This is a genomic window from Planktothrix sp., assembly GCF_046067725.1.
Taxonomy (GTDB): domain Bacteria; phylum Cyanobacteriota; class Cyanobacteriia; order Cyanobacteriales; family Microcoleaceae; genus Planktothrix.
On record NZ_JBJUDF010000332.1, the window covers coordinates 1 to 18,728 of the forward strand.

At 38.4% G+C, this 18,728-nt stretch carries 12 protein-coding genes; 6 read left to right on the top strand and 6 right to left on the bottom strand.

The features are described from left to right. The 5 genes from ACKPEB_RS20650 to ACKPEB_RS20670 all read right to left on the bottom strand — a co-directional run. Positions 1-1,373: signal recognition particle-docking protein FtsY (locus tag ACKPEB_RS20650; protein WP_408966892.1), on the bottom strand; the 1,373-nt coding region annotated here is incomplete at its 3' end. Between the two features lie 129 nt (positions 1,374-1,502). Next, entirely contained in the window at positions 1,503-2,144 is a 642-nt protein-coding gene (gene nusB / locus ACKPEB_RS20655) for a transcription antitermination factor NusB (protein ID WP_408966893.1), read from the bottom strand. A 216-nt stretch (positions 2,145-2,360) separates the two neighbouring features. After that, the gene (locus ACKPEB_RS20660) at positions 2,361-3,107 is read right to left on the bottom strand and encodes a DUF502 domain-containing protein (RefSeq protein WP_408966894.1); all 747 of its coding nucleotides are present in this window, start codon (positions 3,105-3,107) and stop codon (positions 2,361-2,363) included. Between the two features lie 230 nt (positions 3,108-3,337). Continuing rightward, on the bottom strand, positions 3,338-9,532 hold the full coding sequence (locus ACKPEB_RS20665; RefSeq protein ID WP_408966895.1) for a PAS domain S-box protein: 6,195 nt from the start codon (positions 9,530-9,532) through the stop codon (positions 3,338-3,340). Between the two features lie 152 nt (positions 9,533-9,684). Continuing rightward, on the bottom strand, positions 9,685-11,187 hold the full coding sequence (locus tag ACKPEB_RS20670; RefSeq protein ID WP_408966896.1) for a diguanylate cyclase domain-containing protein: 1,503 nt from the start codon (positions 11,185-11,187) through the stop codon (positions 9,685-9,687). Positions 11,188-11,613: 426 nt separating this feature from the next. Here ACKPEB_RS20670 and ACKPEB_RS20675 point away from each other — a divergent pair, with 426 nt between their 5' ends. Next, positions 11,614-11,811 (top strand): helix-turn-helix domain-containing protein, encoded by a 198-nt coding sequence (locus tag ACKPEB_RS20675; RefSeq protein ID WP_408966897.1) that lies wholly within the window; start codon positions 11,614-11,616, stop codon positions 11,809-11,811. 231 nt (positions 11,812-12,042) lie between these two features. Beyond that, a complete protein-coding gene (locus tag ACKPEB_RS20680; protein ID WP_408966898.1) occupies positions 12,043-14,250 on the top strand; it encodes a pentapeptide repeat-containing protein in 2,208 nt (735 codons plus the stop codon). Positions 14,251-14,364: 114 nt separating this feature from the next. Here ACKPEB_RS20680 and ACKPEB_RS20685 read toward each other — a convergent pair whose 3' ends face one another. Then, a complete protein-coding gene (locus tag ACKPEB_RS20685) occupies positions 14,365-14,469 on the bottom strand; it encodes a cytochrome b6-f complex subunit PetL (RefSeq protein ID WP_408966899.1) in 105 nt (34 codons plus the stop codon). Between the two features lie 124 nt (positions 14,470-14,593). On the opposite strand from ACKPEB_RS20685, the gene aroB reads away from it, so the two are divergent. From aroB to ACKPEB_RS20705, 4 genes are all read left to right on the top strand, one after another. Continuing rightward, positions 14,594-15,703, top strand: coding sequence for a 3-dehydroquinate synthase (gene aroB, locus ACKPEB_RS20690; RefSeq protein WP_408966900.1), 1,110 nt, complete (start codon positions 14,594-14,596; stop codon positions 15,701-15,703). A gap of 208 nt (positions 15,704-15,911) precedes the next feature. After that, on the top strand, positions 15,912-16,937 hold the full coding sequence (locus ACKPEB_RS20695; RefSeq protein WP_408966901.1) for an N-acetylmuramoyl-L-alanine amidase: 1,026 nt from the start codon (positions 15,912-15,914) through the stop codon (positions 16,935-16,937). Between the two features lie 202 nt (positions 16,938-17,139). Continuing rightward, positions 17,140-18,057 carry an allantoinase PuuE gene (gene puuE, locus ACKPEB_RS20700; protein WP_408966902.1) on the top strand — a complete coding sequence of 306 codons (918 nt, stop codon included), beginning with the start codon at positions 17,140-17,142 and terminating at the stop codon, positions 18,055-18,057. Positions 18,058-18,093: 36 nt separating this feature from the next. Further along, the coding region (locus ACKPEB_RS20705) for a calcium-binding protein (protein ID WP_408966903.1) at positions 18,094-18,728 on the top strand (635 nt) is incomplete at its 3' end.

An 18,728-nucleotide genomic window follows, 5' to 3' on the forward strand; every position in this document is an offset into this window, starting at 1 on the left:
GCCTGTCGTAATCCATTTTGACCTAGAGTAGAATCTAGCACTAACAATGATTCTATTTTGGCTTCTGGAGCTCGTTTATCAATTACTCGACGGATTTTATTAAGTTCCTCCATTAAATTCTTTTTATTTTGCAAACGTCCGGCTGTATCAATAATTAACAATTCTGTATTTCGGGATCTAGCGGCTTCAATGGCATCATCAACCACCGCCGCCGGGTAAGTATTTTTTCCGGGGTTCGCCACCACTTCAACACCGGTGCGATCGCCCCAAACTTTGACTTGATCAACTGCCGCAGCCCGAAAAGTATCTCCAGCGGCGATTAAACAGCGATAATCGGATTTTTGAGCTAAATGGGCGATTTTACCAATGGTTGTGGTTTTACCGGCCCCATTGACTCCGGTGACTAACCAAATATTTAAGGTGTCTTTTTCGGGTGCAAAGGTAATGGGATAACCTTGTGAAAAGGGTTCTTCCAAAATTTCCCTTAAGATTTGTTTAAGATAAGCGATCGCTTGTTCAGGGGGTAAGGCTTCTTGACGGAGTTTGCTTTGTAACGCTTCAATGACGCGATCGGTGGCTTCTACCCCGACATCAGCTTGCAACAGCATGGATTCAATTTCATCAACAGCTTGTTGATTTAATGGCCCTTGACCGACAATGGCTTTTAATTGGTTGAGTAAACTGCGTCTGGTTCGTCCTAACGCCTTCCAAAGTTTCTGTAACCAGGTAATTTCTTCTAAGGCAACTTCATCAGGACGACGACCTTGATCTGCTAAGACCTGCGCCGACCACATAAACATCTCATCAAACACCATTCCCGCATCTGGGGAGGCGGTTTGATTGGTTTCGAGTTCTTCTTCAATGGCCGTTTCTTTGAGCCGTTCTAGCCTTGCTTGACGCTCTGTGGCAGATGTTGCCCAAAAGGGTAGGGGTTCTGCGGTTTCGACGGTTTCTGTCTGTATGACCTCGGTTTGGGGGGTAACAACAGGTTCCGGTTCAACCGGTGTGACGGGGGGTTCGGGAGCTAACTCAACAACAGCTTCCGGTTCCGGTGCTGTTTCTATCACCTCCACTTCCGCGATCTCTTCTACCGTTTCCGCCTCAGAGATTTCTGGAGTTAAAATTGTGGGTTCAGCTTCAGGCTCTACAGTAGGTTCCGGTTCGGGTTCCGGTTGCTGTTGTTTTTGAATATTTTTATAAGCGGCTTTTGCCCACTGTAAATAATCCTCAGAAATTTGAGGTGTACCCTCAGAAATCTCAGAGGTTTCCGCAGGTTTTTCTACCTTTTCAGGTTCTGATTTAACCTCGGTTTTAGGTTCCTGAGTTTCCTCGGTTTTTTCATTAAATTGACGACGAAACCAATTAAATACCATAGGATTTAATATTGATTGACTGTTGGCTGTTGACTGTTAAGTGTTAACCCTGAGAAACCGGGTTTCTGTAATAACCTTCGCTTCTCAAGAGAGATTGATTGAGAAACCCGGTTTCTGACCCCCTGACTGTTAACTGTCAACTGTTAACTCGGAAACAGGTGCTTTTAATTTATCGACAAATCGACGTAAAACCCCATTAATAAAGCGATAACTATCTTCATCACTGTAGCGTTTAGCCAGTTCAATGGCTTCATTAATTGCCACTTGCTCTTTTAACTCTAAATACATTAATTCTGCAACAGCAATGCGTAAAATATCTCGATCAATGCGGGCTAGTCGATTCAATTGCCAATCCACCATCGCATCAGTTAATAACTGATCAATTTCGGATTTATGACGATTGACTTGAATTAAAATTTCTAGGGCATAATCTCGAACTTCTTGTTGATTTGCCAGTTGCACTAATTCCGGTAATTCAATAGCGGTACTTAAGCGATTAATTGCGCCTTGAACTAATTCAATGGCTTCATGAACCATGGAACGGGCGCTATCTAAATCATTCGCCCGTAGTTGACTTCCTAAGAGGCGATCGCTACTACGTTGTAATTCAGAAACCGCCGTTTCCAAAGATTCTTGACCTTCATTAGTCAATGTTCTGACCGCAGCAATTAAAACATCTTGTAATTCTTGGGGTTCTAGGCGCTCTGAAGTCGCTGGGAGTTGACTAATTCCCAGTAAAGCGAGTTCACGAGCAGTACGACGAGCTTGCATAAGTCTAAGAATTTAAGAATAAAGAATAGTAAATCCGAACAGGAAAAGCAGCAACAGGGAAAATTCAGAAACAACCCTTAAATTTTTAAAGCTTGAATAGCGATAAAAACTCAAAATTTTGATCACCACTTAACTCGATGAGAAAAAATCAGGGGTTGTTGTTAAGGACTTTCCCCAAATCCTCTTAATACTTAATGATTTTGAACGGGTGCTCCTTTAATTTTCGCCCACTCCGATCCCTTCATCTTCAAGTGCAATGGATGAAAGTCTCTTTTCACTCTTAACCAGGGATTCTAATGGAGAATGGGTTTTAGAAGGAAGAGCTTTGAGCGATGAGGATGTTGTATTGACAATCCCACCAGATACGATAATTTTAAACGCATCTTCCACCGAAAGGGACAGGTTGACTACCTGATGTTCTGGAACAATAGCATACCATCCACTGGTCGGATTTGGCGTGGTTGGAATAAAGACACTCACCATCGCTTCGGGTAATTGGGACTGGATATCTCCACTGACCGACCCGGTGACAAAAGCGAGTGACCATACCCCAGGACGGGGATATTCCACTAAGACAACACGGCGGAATTTATCGTTAGAATCTCGTAAAAGGGTTTCTAAAAGTTGTTTGAGGGTTTTGTAAACTGAACCCGCCAAGGGAATAGCTTGTAAGATTTTTTCACTGACTCCTAAAAGCCACTGTCCCGCAATATTACGAGCCATCAAACCAATAAATAATATCCCTAATAAGGGTACCGCCAGCCCAACTAAAACATTGAGCAGGTTGACGAGAATCGGATGCAAACCATCAAAGGGATTAATTTGCTTAGGGATGCGTGTCAGAAACTCAATCACAGAACTGGAGATTGTGATGGTCAGCCAAATGGTGGTGGCTAAAGGAATCACAACCAACAGACCTGCAATTAAGTCATTTTTCAAGTCCTGCTTCAAGTGTTGGAACACAGAGCGTCCACTCTCCTGTTGATCTAAGGGGCTGATACTTATTGTTAACGATTGTAAAGAATCATTGCAAGTACAAGCATTGTACCCAGGCTCCTCACCTTAGTTTGTCCCCCAAACGAGGTTCAAATCGATTGAAAAGGATTGAGAGATAATTGTATTCATTATGTCAGCTTTTGTATCTTCTGAAACAAAAGTAGGCTGTATCATCTACGATGATTAGGTTTGGGGTCTCAAATGGGTGGTGAATCTGGAGTATTTTCAGCAGTATTTTCTCCGAAGGTTAACTGTCGAATCTGCTGAAATTGGAAATCACGGGCTAAGGCTCGCAGACCATTGGCCAGAGTTTCCTGTTCGGGGGGGATTTCTTCAATTAAAGACAGTACCGCTTCTTCATCACACAGGAGGGCGGCTTCTTGGAGCTTGATGATCCATTCAGGAGGCATCACCCATAGACAAGCTTTGGTTAAGGATTCATGGGTAGAATTGGGTAGGATCGAGGAGCGGGGGGCTGAAGTCGTAGGGTCTGCATAAACATACTGCAAGTTTAAATACTCAGCCATTTTGCTAAACAGTTCATCTTCTTGGAAGGGTTTACTTAAATAGTCATTACATCCGGCAGATAAGGCTAAATTGCGATCGCTTTTAGAAGCATAAGCAGTTAAGGCAATAATCACCGTATTTTGACCCGGCAAGCTGGCACGAATCTGTTGGGTTGCTTCATAACCATCCATAATTGGCATCCGAATATCCATCCAAATCAGGTGAGGTTGCCATTGTTGCCACAGGGTTAGGGCTTGCTGTCCATTTTCAGCTTCTTTAACCTGGAATCCAATTTGAGTTAATAATTTCATCATTAATTGACGATTTTCGGGTTGATCATCCACCACTAAAATTCGATAATCAGGTTGACCAGGGGCTAAAGATAAAACTTGGCGCTGAATTTGCGGTGATTGAATTTTGCTTTTGGGAGCGATTTTTAGCGGAATTTCAAACCAAAATTGACTACCAATACCAACGGTACTTTCAACCCCTAAAACCCCTCCCATTAATTCTACGAATTTCCGACTAATGGTTAATCCTAATCCGGTTCCTTCTAAGGCTTTTTTACCAGATTGACTTTGAATAAACGCATCAAAAATCAGGTTTAATTCAGAGGCAGAAATACCGACTCCAGTATCCTCAATTTCAAATCTAAGATAGTTAACAGTTGATGGCTCGCTATTCCCCCTTCTCGGTTTTAAATAAACAGTTAAACTTACACTGCCTTTTTGAGTAAATTTAATGGCATTTCCTAAGATATTAATTAAGACTTGTCTCAGTTTATTGGGATCTGTAATTACAGAAGAAGGGACATTGGGTTGAATATTCAGCAAAAACTTTAATCCTTTGGCTTCTACCCGCAAACGAAACATTTCCCAAGTGGATAAAATCAAATAATTGATATCAACGGTGCTGTGATCAACCGTCATTCGTCCGGCTTCTATTTTAGAAAGATCTAAAATATTATTAATTAAATGAAGGAGGTGACCTCCACTGCGACGAATAATTTCTAAATTTTCTCGTTGATGGGAAGGAATAGTTGTATCATGAGTCATGAGTTGAGCAAATCCGAGAATTGCATTTAATGGTGTTCGCAGTTCATGACTCATATTGGCAATAAAAATGCTTTTGGCTTGATTGGCAACTTCTGCGGTTTCTTTGGCTTTTTGAAGTTCTAATTCAACTTGTTTGCGATCGCTAATATCTAAAGCGGTTCCAAACAATTGAACAATATTACCATTATGATCTCGAACTCCTTCTCCCCGCACTTCTAAATAGCGAATAGAACCATTCGTTCTGATAATGCGATAATCGAGTTCATAGGACATTCCGGTTTGAAGGGTTTGTTGAATATGTTTTTCAACATTAGAACGATCTTCTGGGTGAACATATTGTAAATACTGCTGATAATTCGGTTCAGGCTGGGGTTTTTCTAATCCAAAGATTCGGTACATTTCATCCGACCAACTCATTCTTTGACTCGCGACATCAAACTTCCAATTTCCAATATGAGCAATGCGTTGAGCTTCCAGTAATGCTTCTTCACTTTGATGTAATTTTTCTTCAGCAATTTTAAGTTCTGTTAAATTCCGAATACTAATAACAACGCCGGAAATATGTTGGTTAAGTTCATAATAAGGAGCATAAGTGATACTCAGAAATTGAGCCTCTAAATTGGAAGCCGTTAACCAACAATGATCATGAATGACTTCTCCTTCTAAACATCGTTCTAAATAAGGTTTCATTATCTGTTCAAATTGGTGTTGACCGACCAAATTGACCAAAGGAGAACCCATCAACGCTTCTAAGGTTTGTTCATAACGATTCAAATAGGCTGGATTGGCTAACTGATGGGTATAGTTTTGATCAATTAAACAAATTTGATCCGTTGTCGCTGCTACAATTCTTTCATAACGTCGTAAAGCTTTCTCCGTACGTTTACGTTCACTAATATCTTCACAAATACCCATAGCTGCAATAATTTGTCCTTGAGAATTCCTCACTAAAGCCGTCGATAAACTAATATCAACCAAAGACCCATCTTTTCGTTGACGTTTGGTTTCGACTTGACTCAGGGTATCCCCAACAAAAGTTTGACTGACAAATTGTTCAAATTCGTGTTTAGAATCATGGGGAATCATGGGTAAAGACTTACCGATGACTTCCTGAAATGACCAGCCAAAAATTCGTTCAGCCGAGGGATTCCAAACTAAGACTTTACCATCTTGATCAATGACATCAATGGCAACAGGGGCGGCTTGAATGGTGGCTTGTAATAAATCATTGGCGGCTTGTAATGCTGCTTCTGTGCGTTTGCGTTCAGTAATATCTTGATAAACCGTTAAAAATAATTCCCCGCGTTCATCTTCTAATAATACCGTTGAAACTAATAAGGTTTTAGTCTCTCCTAATTTGGTAATAATGGTTGTTTCAATATTATGTAATTCTCCTTCATGGAGGACTTGTTGTAAACGTTCTCCTGCTTGTTGATAACCCAAACTATCAGGATAAAGCAATTTCATAAAATCCGGGTGATTTTGTGTATCTTCTAAACCATATCCCGTGATATTTTCCATTTCGGAATTAAAAATCAAAAATTCACCTTGATTATTACTTAAGGTAATGCCATTTCCAATGGTTTCAATCACGGTTTGTAATCGTCTTTGAGTAATTTGGAGTTCAGATTCAGCTTGTTTGCGATCCGTAATATCAACCCAGTATCCTACAATTTCTAAGGGTTTTCCTTTGGAATCTCGAACTAATCGCATTTGCATATCTAACCAATGATAGGTGCGGTCGGCGTGTAAAAATCGATATTCATAACTAAAAATATCTCGTTTTAAAATATGTTGTAATCCTGAACGCAAAAGTTTAATATCTTCAGGATGAACATGACTTAACCAAAAGCCAGGATTTCTAATAAATTCTGGTGCATTATACCCCAATAAACTACGAACATTATCACTCATAAAAGTAATCTCATAATTTTCACGGGGTTGACAACTAAAAATAACAGCAGGACTCACGGTCAGTAAATATTGCAATCGTTCACTCACAGACCGCAATTCTAATTCCACTCGCTTACGTTCTGTAATATCTAATAACACCCCACCCACTCCCGAAGCACGGCCTTGAACATCACTAGATAAGGGGAAAAATGAAGCCATCCAATAACTTCTTACCCCTGGATAGTTATATTCGCCACTAATTTCTAAATCCAGAATTGGATTTCCTTTGCTTAAAACTTCATCGCCAACAAAGTCTAAAATTGCTGTATATTCACAAAACACATCTTGAATCGATTGACCGATATGATCTTTAGCTGGAATTCGGTGCATTCGAGCAATAGAGTCATTAACTTTAATAAATCGTTTTTGATCATCTAAAATTAATAACCCAGCCGGAGCGCAAGCAAAAAAGGCGTCTAACCAAGATTCTCGTTGAGCTAATTCTCGCTGGAGAGTTTGTTGTTCGGTAATATCTCGTCCTTCAGCGATTAATAGTTGTACTTCTCCCTGTTCATTTAATAAGGGACGCAGGGAGAAATCAAGAGTTTTAATTTGATAATTGTGGTTAAAAATATCAACTTCATACCGAATAAACTCACCTTTAGACGCTTGATCAATTGCAGTTTTAAGCTGGTTTTGGGTTTCGGGAGAAATTTTCCACCAGTGTCCGCCCCAAAACGGTTTATTCACAATTTCTTCATGTTTTAATCCTGCAAAATCTAAGGCAGTTTGATTAATTTCTAATGTCATTCCTTCACAGGTTAATAATCCCATTAATTGGAAGGTTTGATTAAAAATGGCTCGAAAACGAGCTTCACTGTCGAGCAAAGCTGCTTCTGCTTGTTTTCGGTCAGTAATTTCAGCGACAACAATACCAATGGCGATCGGTTTCTGAGATTGAGAACGGATAGGAAAGTAAGAAACTAACCAAGTGCGTTTAACTCCGGGTTTGTTGGGGACTTCTCCTGTAATTTCAACCGATAGAATAGTTTTTCCATGGTTTAAAACTTCCTGAAATGTTTTTTCTTGTTGAATCGCTAAATCAGGAACCATATCCCAAGGAGTTTTTCCAATATGATCAGCCACCGGAATCCCATTAATTTCTGCTAGAGCCTGATTAATAAATGAAAATCGGAGTTGCTCATCTAAAATTGTCATACCTACGGGAGCACTGCTAATAAAGGCATCTAAGTATTGTTGTTTTTTAATTAATTCTTGTTCAAGTCTTTTCCGCTCAGTAATATCTTGAATTTGAGTAATAAAATATAAAGGATTGTCTTGATTATCTCGCACTAAGGTACTATTGATTAAAACCCAAATCATCTCTCCATTTTGATGAATATATCGTTTTTCCCATTGATAGGATTGTCCTGAACCTTGTCCTGAGTCTTGTCGCAGGGTTGTCGAAAAAATTGGATCTTTTTTATCTAATAAGTTCTGATAAATTTCTAAATCTTTCGCTAAGTCATCAGGATGAGTAATGCTTTGGAAGGTTAAATTTAATAATTCTTTCTCAGAATATCCCAAAATTTCACATAATGCTTGATTGACCCGTAACCACTGACCACCTAATCCCACAATTGCCATTCCAATAGAAGCATTTTCAAAGGCGCTGCGAAATCGTTTTTCACTGAGTTGCAAATCGGCTTCTATGCGTTTTTTTTCACTAATATCTCGTGAAATTTTAGATACTCCAATCATGTTTCCTTGGCTATTGATGATCGGAGAAACCGTTAAGGAAATATCAACTAAACTGCCATCTTTTCGCCTTCGCACCGTCTCAAAATGCTGAATTCTTTCTCCTTGGAGTAACCGTTGTAAAATATCAGCTTCTTCGGAAAAACGGTTAGCGGGTAATAAAACAGAAATCGGTTGACCGATAATTTCTTGGGCGGTATATCCAAACAAACGTTCTGCCCCTAAATTCCAGCTACTAATTCTATCGTCTAAGGTTTTACTAATGATGGCATCCTCAGAAGATTGTACAATGGCAGCAATTTGAGAGAGGGTAATTTCAATTTGTTTTTTATCAGTCATATTTTTATTGAGGGTTTCAGCATTCCAACTGACAAGACCGAATAACACAACCACATCTAAGGTTGTACTCAAAGCTAAAGCAATGGGTTCACCATAAATACCGTTTTTGATACCCCATTGTCCTAACCCGGCTAAAATTGGAGGTAATAAAAACACCGCAGGTAATAGTTGACGGACGAGATGACTTCCAATGTAGTCCTCCATTAAAATTTTTATCCATGCTTGATGGGGACGGGTACTTAATAGACTTGTACATAAGACTAACAAAGGAATAGCGGTTACCCATCCAATTTCTAAGGTGAATTCCTGGTTGAAATAAACCTTATTGTAAATATGGGTTAACAATCCTATATAGGTAATGAATCCCGCCCCACTGATCAGGATTTCAATTAACAAGTTAGGGGGAGAAGTTTGGTTTAAAAGTAGGAAAGTTACTCCTATGATCAAAAATACAAACGCCACATTAATTGGCATGGTTTCTAAAGCATTAGGGTAAGGTTTAACCTTCGTTAAAAGCAGAGAAGCTAGATCATAGGACAAACTTAAACCAGTGATGAAAATTATTAAAAACCCTCCTATTTTAAGGGTTGATTTTAATGGTTTTTTAGACGGACAGAACCCTAATGTTAATCCAGCTATGATTAAATTAATTGTGGTATAAAAATTAATCGAAATTAAATTGAAAGAAATTCCATCTCCAAAAAGCTGTTTGGCTATTCCAAAGATCAACCCTATAAATCCTAGAATGGCTATTCCTCGGCTCATCCATTGACAATAAGATTGGAGTTTTTCTAAGCGTTGAGCGAAGTTAGACGAAAATGATAGCGATTGATTCATCATCAGGCTTCACCTTAAAAATTATCAAGATCGTGTTATAAAATGCTAGACTGCTATGGGAAAAAAACAGAGAACAGCTTAACTAAAAACAGTAGGAAGTGAAAAGGCTTGCTGAATTGAGAATTATCCTAACTGTAATGGGTAGCACTATAGATTTATTCTAAACATTCAAAATGACACACAAGATTTTTACCTTGAGTTTTGGCTTTATATAATGCTCGATCAGCTTTTTGAATTAAGATTTGTGGCTCTCCATCTACGGGAGGAATTAAACTACTGACCCCTAAACTCAGAGTGATCACCGTATTTCCGGGGGAAACTTCATGGGGAAGTTGTAAATTATAAATGGCTTGTCGAATTTGTTCTGCAACTTGCAGAGATCCCGTTAAACTGGTATTAGGAAGAATAATGGCGAATTCTTCTCCTCCATAACGAGCGACTAAATCCGCAGGACGTTTGAGAGTTTCATTAACAGTTTGAGCAACTTGTCTGAGACAATCATCCCCAGCTAAATGACCATAGGTATCATTATATAATTTAAAATAATCAATGTCAGCTAAAATTAAAGATAAAGGCTGTTTTTCTCGTCGTAATCTTAGCCATTCTTGTTCTAAAACTCGGTCAAATCGTCGGCGATTTGCCACTTGGGTTAACCCATCTAAATTAACAAGACGTTCTAATTCTTCATTAACTTGATGAAGTTGTTGATAGAGTTGAGATTGTCCAATTGCGATCGCTAATTGATCGGTGACAACTACTGCTAATTCTACATCAGTTTCTGACCAAGGAATGGAACGATGTCTAACAATACTTAAACTTCCCCAGGGTTCTCCACCGGAATATACTGGAATGGGTAACCAAATTCTCGGATATTGTTCAACTAAATCTTGATGCCATGAATCCGGGGGAGGAAGAGGATCTTCGACACAAAAAACTTGTAATAATTTAAACCGTTCTGTTAATAACAAATTAGAATTCAACAGTTGAGTTTTAACCAATTTTTCCAGGTCTGAATTCGGAAAATATTCAACAATCGGTTGCCAGTTATGGGATGGGGAGAAATATTGAACAATGGCAACCCAATCAGCTTGTAACAGTTGACCAATTTCAGTGACTGTTGTTGAAAATACTGTTGATAATTCCAAGGAATTCCGAATCGCACGAATCACGCGATTCAAGGCTTGTTCCCGTTGATATTGTATCCGTAATGCTTCTTGAGCTTGTTCCCGTTCTAAAATTTCAAGTTGAAGTTGTTTTTTGTGCCATTGAATGGTGAGTTGATTTTTTACCCGTGCTAACACTTCTTCCACTTGAAACGGTTTAGTAATATAATCTGAACCTCCTACACTGAACGCTTTGACTTTATCTAAGCTATCACTTAAAGCACTCAGGAAAATAATGGGAATATCGTGGGTTTTAGGATCTTTTTTTAATTTTTCACAAACTTCATAACCCGATAAATCGGGCATGAGAATATCCAATAAAATCAAATCAGGAGGGCTCTTTTGAATCGTCTCCAGAGCTTCATAACCATTACTAACGGCCCGAACTTTATAGCCGTTTTCTCGTAGCAGATTGACTAAGAGTCTTAAATTTGCTAGTGTATCATCAATCACTAGCAAGTCAGCCCTAGATCCACAATTAGAAGAGAAATACATTCGTACTCAGTCAGCTAAGACAATAAGGTGTAGATAAAACTATCTTTACTCCTTTAGTTTAGGATTATTTACAATTATACTCCTATCTGGGTTGTATTGATTGATTCTATCTTAATCTATTCTAAATCCTCTATCAACCTAATATTTCTAAAAGATTAAACAGAAGTTGGCTTTTGTGACAAATTTGTTAACTTTATACCAGAATTTTGTAAATAAAAAGACAATGAATAAACAAAATTTAAACAAGTTTTACGATTTGTCATACTTTCAAGGAGATGGGTGTCTATCTTTTTGATCCACCCAGAGAACTCGATAGACTTGATCCCTTGGGGGAACTGATTTCTTGATTCTTGATCTGAGGTTTAGATTTTCAGGAATCCGGTCTATGTATCAATTGAAAAAAAAGTCAAAAAACAGTAATTTTCTATGATTACCTTAGAATTAGACTTGACGAAAACTCAACTGGCTGCTTTACTAGGAACAATCCCAGAAACTTTATCCAGAGTCTTTGCTCGATTAACTCAAGAGGGTCTGATTTCCATTCACGGTTCATCCATTACTATATTAGAGCGGAGTGAGTTGATTCGCCCCGCCAGAGTTTCATGGTTTGATGAAAAACCCTAACCAGAATTACAAAATCTTTAACTAAACATGGCGTTCTTTCTAAGATGATGAAAGAACTGTAAAGCTATGATAAAATTTTGCCAATTTTTCTAGCTCTCGCCATCCTAGACTTAACAGTATTTGTACCCAGTACAATTGATGGATCACCCAGTTCAAGGGAAATTGATTAGTCAATCTCATCAAACTTTTTCATCGTATTCTACAAGTTATTCTCTTTATAATCGCTTAAAAATGAGCGCAGACCTAATCTATGAATTTTTTTTAAATCGGGTTCAAACGGGTAGCCCAGCATCCGTTTTAGACTCCTTTGAGCAATTATTTTTCTACCTTCTGTGTCCCCAAAAGCCAGAAGTTAAAGTCGCCTTAGAAGAGATTCTGAGTTATGAAGAAGGGGAACCCCATTTTCAAGGCCTTATCAAGCGATGCTGTTATATCTTGATTAATAATTGGTTAATTAAACGTCAGTATTCCTTGATTCGGAAATTTATTCATAAACTTTCGGATTTTTCTGATTATTATAAAACCTGCTTATCAATTCAAGAAAGCCGACTCCTATTATGGCTGAAACACTTTTTAGAGAGCGAAAATTATCAAGAGTTATTACGATATGCCAATATAGAAAGAGGAGATTGGAGTTATCGTTATCAATCTTATTTATTAGTTCCTCAATACCTTAATCCTCATAATTCAAGGGAACAAAAAGAAACTGTCCGAAATTTAATTAAACAACTTAAGGATCAGTATAAATTTGATTTAGCAATGTATATTGCTCGGTTACAATCTCCAGCCAGTCGAGATCGTCAGCCGAAAAACCCAACTCTATTGGGGGATGAAGTCATTAATTTAATTAAACAAACCATTTCAACCCAGCGTGTCTTTAATTATGGAACCCAAGCCAATTTATTTTTAAGTAATACTCAAAATGTTACCTATGGTCAATTCAAACAATGTTTACCTCAATATTTAATGTTTAATCTTAGTCAGCAGTATCCAGCCAATATTATTCGCGAAAGAATTACACAAAAACTGGAATCTCTGTATTGTATTCATGATGATAAAATTGTTAGTGAAGCCTTAATTACGAGAACCTGTAATAGATTAATAGAATATTTATTAATTGAAAAAAATAGTCCTCCCACCTTTTTATTTAATTTAATCATTAAGCAAGGAAGTCAACTTACTTTAGTTATTTTACTCCTAAAATTAGTGTTGCTGGGAAATTCTTGTCGTAACTATTTGGACATTTGTATTGCCAATTTAATTCAATTCTATCAAGATCATGCCGAAGTCAGATGTCAAGGTATGATTCAGTTCCTAGAAATTTTTAATCTAGTGTTTACTTTATTTACAGAAAATGTGCAGTATTTTTTGGTCAAAACGAAAGAAGATACGGAAGGAAATCAATCAGAAACTGAATTCAACACCTATCGTCTATTTTGCCAGTTTAAAGGCCCTGATTTACGCAATAGTAATTTAAAAGAATTAAAATCACGAGGGAAGGATTTACGGGGAGCAGATTTACGAGAAACTAACTTAAAATCTGTGGAACTGATTCAAGTAGATTTAAGCTTGGCTAAACTTAGTCGTGCGGATTTAAGTTATGGAGTTTTTACAGAAAGCAAATTTTTTATTTCTAATCTTAATTATACGAACTTAATGGATGCAACTTTAACCCGAACAGATTTTCGTAGGGCTGAATTAAAACACGCTAACTTAATCTGTAGCAATTTAAAACAAGCAAATTTGAATCGTGCTGATTTAACAGGGGCAATCATCACTGAAGCGAATTTACAAGAAGCTAATTTAGAAAATTCTGATTTAACTGAAGCTAATTTATCCGCCTCTGATTTACAACTAGCTAACTTAAGTTCAGCTAACTTAAAAAAAGCAAATTTAAGTTATACTAATTTAAGAAACGTGAATTTAAATCGAGCTAATCTTCAAGGTGCTAATCTTCAAGGTGCTGATTTACGAGGTGCTAATTTAACAGCCGCTAATTTAGAAAATGCCAATTTAAAAGGAGCAATTTTAGAGCGTACTATTTTAACTCAAGCTAACTTGAAATTCGCCAATTTAGTTAAAGCTAATCTGACGGGTGCAACCTTGAATCAAGCTGATTTAAGTCACACGATTTTAGTCGATGCTAAACTTCGAGATACAAGCTTAGTCCAAAGTAACCTTTGTCAAGCCGATTTGTCACAAGTTGATTTAACGCGGTCTAATTTGAAGCAAGTTGATTTTAGTTATGCGTCTTTAAGAGATGCAATTGTGCGGCATACTAACCTCAAAGATGCAATTTTATTCTATACTGATCTTCGAGGAGCTAATTTATTCCGCAGTGGGATTTCTGAAGCCCAAATTAAGGAAATTCAATTAGGAAATAATTCCGGGTTATCTGATCAAACTCGAATTTTCTTAAGTGGGGAAGAAATTTGTTAAAATTAAAAGCTGTTGACCTCACTTCTTCATGAGTTTTCATGAGCAATTGGCTTCGGTTGGTACTCAAGTACAACAATAAGTTGAGACGCGCTGGGGCGCGTCTGGGGGGTAAGATTAGATGAGCTTAACAGCACGCAGGGTAAACATAATTCCGGCGGCTGCCACTAAAGCGACTGCATAAATGATAACATAGGCGATCGCGCCATCCACTGTAACCATTAGATATCTCCATAAACATCATTTTCTATTGAATCATGAGTTGGGCAAATTATGCGTCTGATCCTATTCGTAACGAGTGAAAAATAGCATACAATTTTTAGGGGTAACTTAATGAGGGGAAAAAATGGAGTCTATTATTCCAGTTAATTTAGGTTCATCATCTTATAATATTGCCATTGGTGCAGGACATTTAGATCGATTAGGGGAATTCATCACCCCCTTAAAATTAGGGAAAAAAATATTATTAGTTTCTAACCCTGAAATTTTTAATTATTACGGAGAACCTGCCCGAATTTCCTTAGAAAAAGCGGGGTTTGATGTGGCAATTTGTATCCTACCTGCCGGAGAAGAATACAAAACCCCCGAAACCTTACAAAAAATTTATGATGCTGCATTAAACCATCGTTTAGAACGGTCTTCGACAATGGTAGCATTAGGGGGTGGAATTATTGGAGATATGACCGGGTTTGCGGCTGCAACGTGGTTGCGGGGGATTCATGTTGTTCAAGTTCCGACCTCTTTATTAGCGATGGTCGATGCGTCTATTGGCGGGAAAACTGGAGTCAATCATCCCCAAGGAAAAAATTTAATTGGGGCGTTTCATCAACCTAAATTAGTATTAATTGATCCTGATGTTTTACAAACCCTTCCTGAACGAGAATTCCGCGCGGGAATGGCAGAAGTGATTAAATATGGTGTAATTTGGGATGAAGAATTATTTGTTAAATTGGAACAATCCCAAGGATTAGATCAAATCCAATTCTTAGAACCCGGATTATTATCAGAAATTTTAATTCGTTCCTGTCAAAGTAAAGCCGATGTTGTCAGTCAAGACGAAAAAGAATCGGGGTTAAGAGCGATTTTAAATTATGGTCATACTATTGGTCACGCCGTTGAAAGTTTAACCGGATATACCGTTGTTATTCATGGGGAAGCCGTAGCAATTGGCATGGTAGCCGCGAGTCAAATTGCGGTTAAATTAGGATTATGGGATGAACACAGTGATCAACGTCAATTGAGTATTATTGAAAAGGCGGGATTACCCACCCGACTTCCCCTTGGATTAAAGATTGATGACATTTTAGAAAGTTTACAAACCGATAAAAAAGTCAAAGCTGGAAAAGTTCGATTTGTATTACCCACTCGCATTGGAGAAGCCATTGTAACGGATCAAGTGACTTCTGAGGTAATTCATCAAGTTTTGGAAAGCGCTCCCGTTCGTTGTTTGGCTTAACGACATCAACCGTCAACAAAATGTCATCCCATTGACACAATAACTTCACATCGCCACGATACTCTTAAATCATAAGCAAGTTCACTCCTCACAAAGAAATCACGTTTCGTTCCTCACCACTGGCTGATCACCAGTGGGTTTTTTTTTCGGTTGATATTTGTCATACTACACTGGAAAATATTGCATTCAAAATTCCCTAAATTCACCGATGAAAAAATGGACACCGATTCTGCTGTTAACTTTATATTTACTCGGAGTTGGAATCACAATTGGACTTAAAAATCGAGATGGGATTATCGCCCAAGGGATGGCTGTGTGGTCTCAAACGCCTCCAAAACCTCAATTTGAGCGGGTGATGGCGGAAACGGTTTCTGCTGCTGAGGAGGTTAAATTGGTAGTAGCAGAGGAACCCCCAGAACCCTCGAAGGTGACTCCACCCCAACCGGAACCTGTGGCGAATGTGAATGTCAATCCGGTTTCTGTCCCTGGAACTTGTGCATTACAACCTGATCCTAACCCTCCAGCCCGTAGTAAACCGGGGCCTGCTGTAAATCCCGTAACATTATATCGGTTTCGACGACCAACGGATGTACAAACGGCTAATCTTCAAGCGGCTGTCGGTTATACTCCCAATGAATATCAAGCCTTAGCCAATCGGACAAACTACGGACAACGATTTCTTTATGATATTAATGGGCAACCTGTGAATAATGCTCCGATTGTCGTGTTACATGAAACCGTATCGGATGTTTATAGTGCGGTGAATTTTTTTCAAAGTGCTCAAAATTATGAGGATAATCAAGCCAGTTATCATAGTTTAATTATGTTAACTGGAGATATTGTTTATATTGTTCCCCCGGATTTAAGAGCCTTTGGTGCAGGAAATTCTGTATTTACAACTTCTAGGGGAACAGAAACGGTTAAAACGAATCCAAATCGTCCTCCATCGGTGAATAATTTTGCTTATCATGTTTCTTTAGAAACTCCTCCTGATGGTCGCAATAATGCTGCTTCTCATAGTGGTTATACCTCTGCACAATATCAATCTTTAGCGTGGTTAGTGGCAAAAACAGGGGTTCCTGATGATCGAATTACGACTCATGCGGCGGTAGATCGTTCAGGGGAAAGGCAAGATCCCAGAAGTTTTGATTTTCCACTGTTTCTTCAATATTTACAATCCTATCCCCGAACTCAAGAAATTATGATCAGTTGTCAATCTGCTTATCTGAATTAAGATTTAAGAGGGAACAGGGAACAGGGAACAGGGAACAGGGAATAGGCAATAGGCAATCTTGCTATAGGCAATAGGGAACAGGGAACAGGGAACAGGGAACAGGGAATGGGCAATAGGCAATAGGCAACAGGGAATTACCAAATGTGTAAATAATAGGTTTAGGTAATTAATAGTTTAAAAAAGCTTGGAGGAAATTAATAAAATGTCTGAATCTTACCCCAGGGATTTAATCGGTTATGGTCGTTATACTCCCGATCCGAAATGGCCGAACCAAGCTCGAATTGCTGTACAATTTGTGATTAATTATGAAGAAGGCGGCGAAAATTGTATTCTACACGGGGATCAAGCTTCAGAAGCTTTTTTATCAGAAATTATTGGGGCTGAACCCTTTCAAGGATTACGCCATTTGAACATGGAATCTATTTATGAATATGGCAGCAGAGCCGGGTTTTGGCGACTGTATCGGCTGTTTACCCAACGTCAGATCCCCGTGACCGTTTATGGAGTTGCAATGGCTTTAGAACGCAACCGAGAGGCCGTTGCAGCAATGTTAGAAGCAGACTGGGAAATTGCCAGTCATGGGTATCGTTGGATTGATTATAAATATTTTGATGAAGAAACGGAACGTCAACATTTACAAAAAGCGATCGCTATTCATACCGAAGTAACAGGAACTCGACCCCTGGGTTGGTATACCGGACGCACCAGCGCTCATACCCGAAAATTAGTCGTAGAAGCCGGGGGTTTTTTGTATGATGCTGATAGTTATGCGGATGATTTACCTTATTGGGTTTATGACTATGGAAAGCCCCATTTAGTGATTCCCTATACTCTGGATAATAATGATATGCGATTTGCAACGAATCAAGGGTTTAATAGTGGAGAACAATTTTTTACCTATTTAAAAGATGCTTTTGATTTATTATATACTGAAGGAGAAACAACTCCTAAAATGATGAGTATTGGATTGCATTGTCGTTTAGTCGGTAGACCCGGACGGGCGGCAGCATTAGCTCGATTTTTAGATTATCTTCAAAATCATGATCAAGTGTGGTTATGTCGTCGGATAGATATTGCCCATCATTGGCATCACTATCATTACCCTATCGCTAAAAATTAAGCTTAACCTTTAATCCACTTTAACCTTAAAAAAATTATGACAGACACAACTGTTATTTGGGATAATCAAACCTTTCAGCTTTTATTAGGAACTGAAGAAAGCGATACGGTGATTGGAGGTGTAGAAGATGACTTAATTTTAGGACTTTCAGGAAATGATTTTTTATCGGGAAATATCGGGAATGATTGGTTAAATGGGAATTTGGATAATGATGCAGTTGTGGGAAATGAAGGGAATGATACCCTTTATGGGGGACAAAATAATGATGTTTTAGATGGTCGCAGTGGAGATGATTTATTATATGGAAATTTAGATGATGATGACCTCACGGGAGATATCGGAAGTGATACTTTATTTGGCGGTCAAGGACGTGATATTCTACGGGGAAATGAAGGCGATGATTGGTTATATGGAGATAAAGGGGATGATACTTTAATTGGAGGAGTAGGACGCGATCGCTTTGTTCTAACCGAAAATCAAGGCAGTGATACAATTAATGATTTTACTCAAGGTGAAGATCTCATTGGGTTAACAGGGCAATTAACCTTTGCACAATTAACTCTTGTTTCCGATAGCAATAATACTTTAATTCAGATGACCAATACCAACGAAATTTTAGCAACATTAATTAACGTTTCTGTCAAGACCTTAACCCAGAATGATTTTGAAAT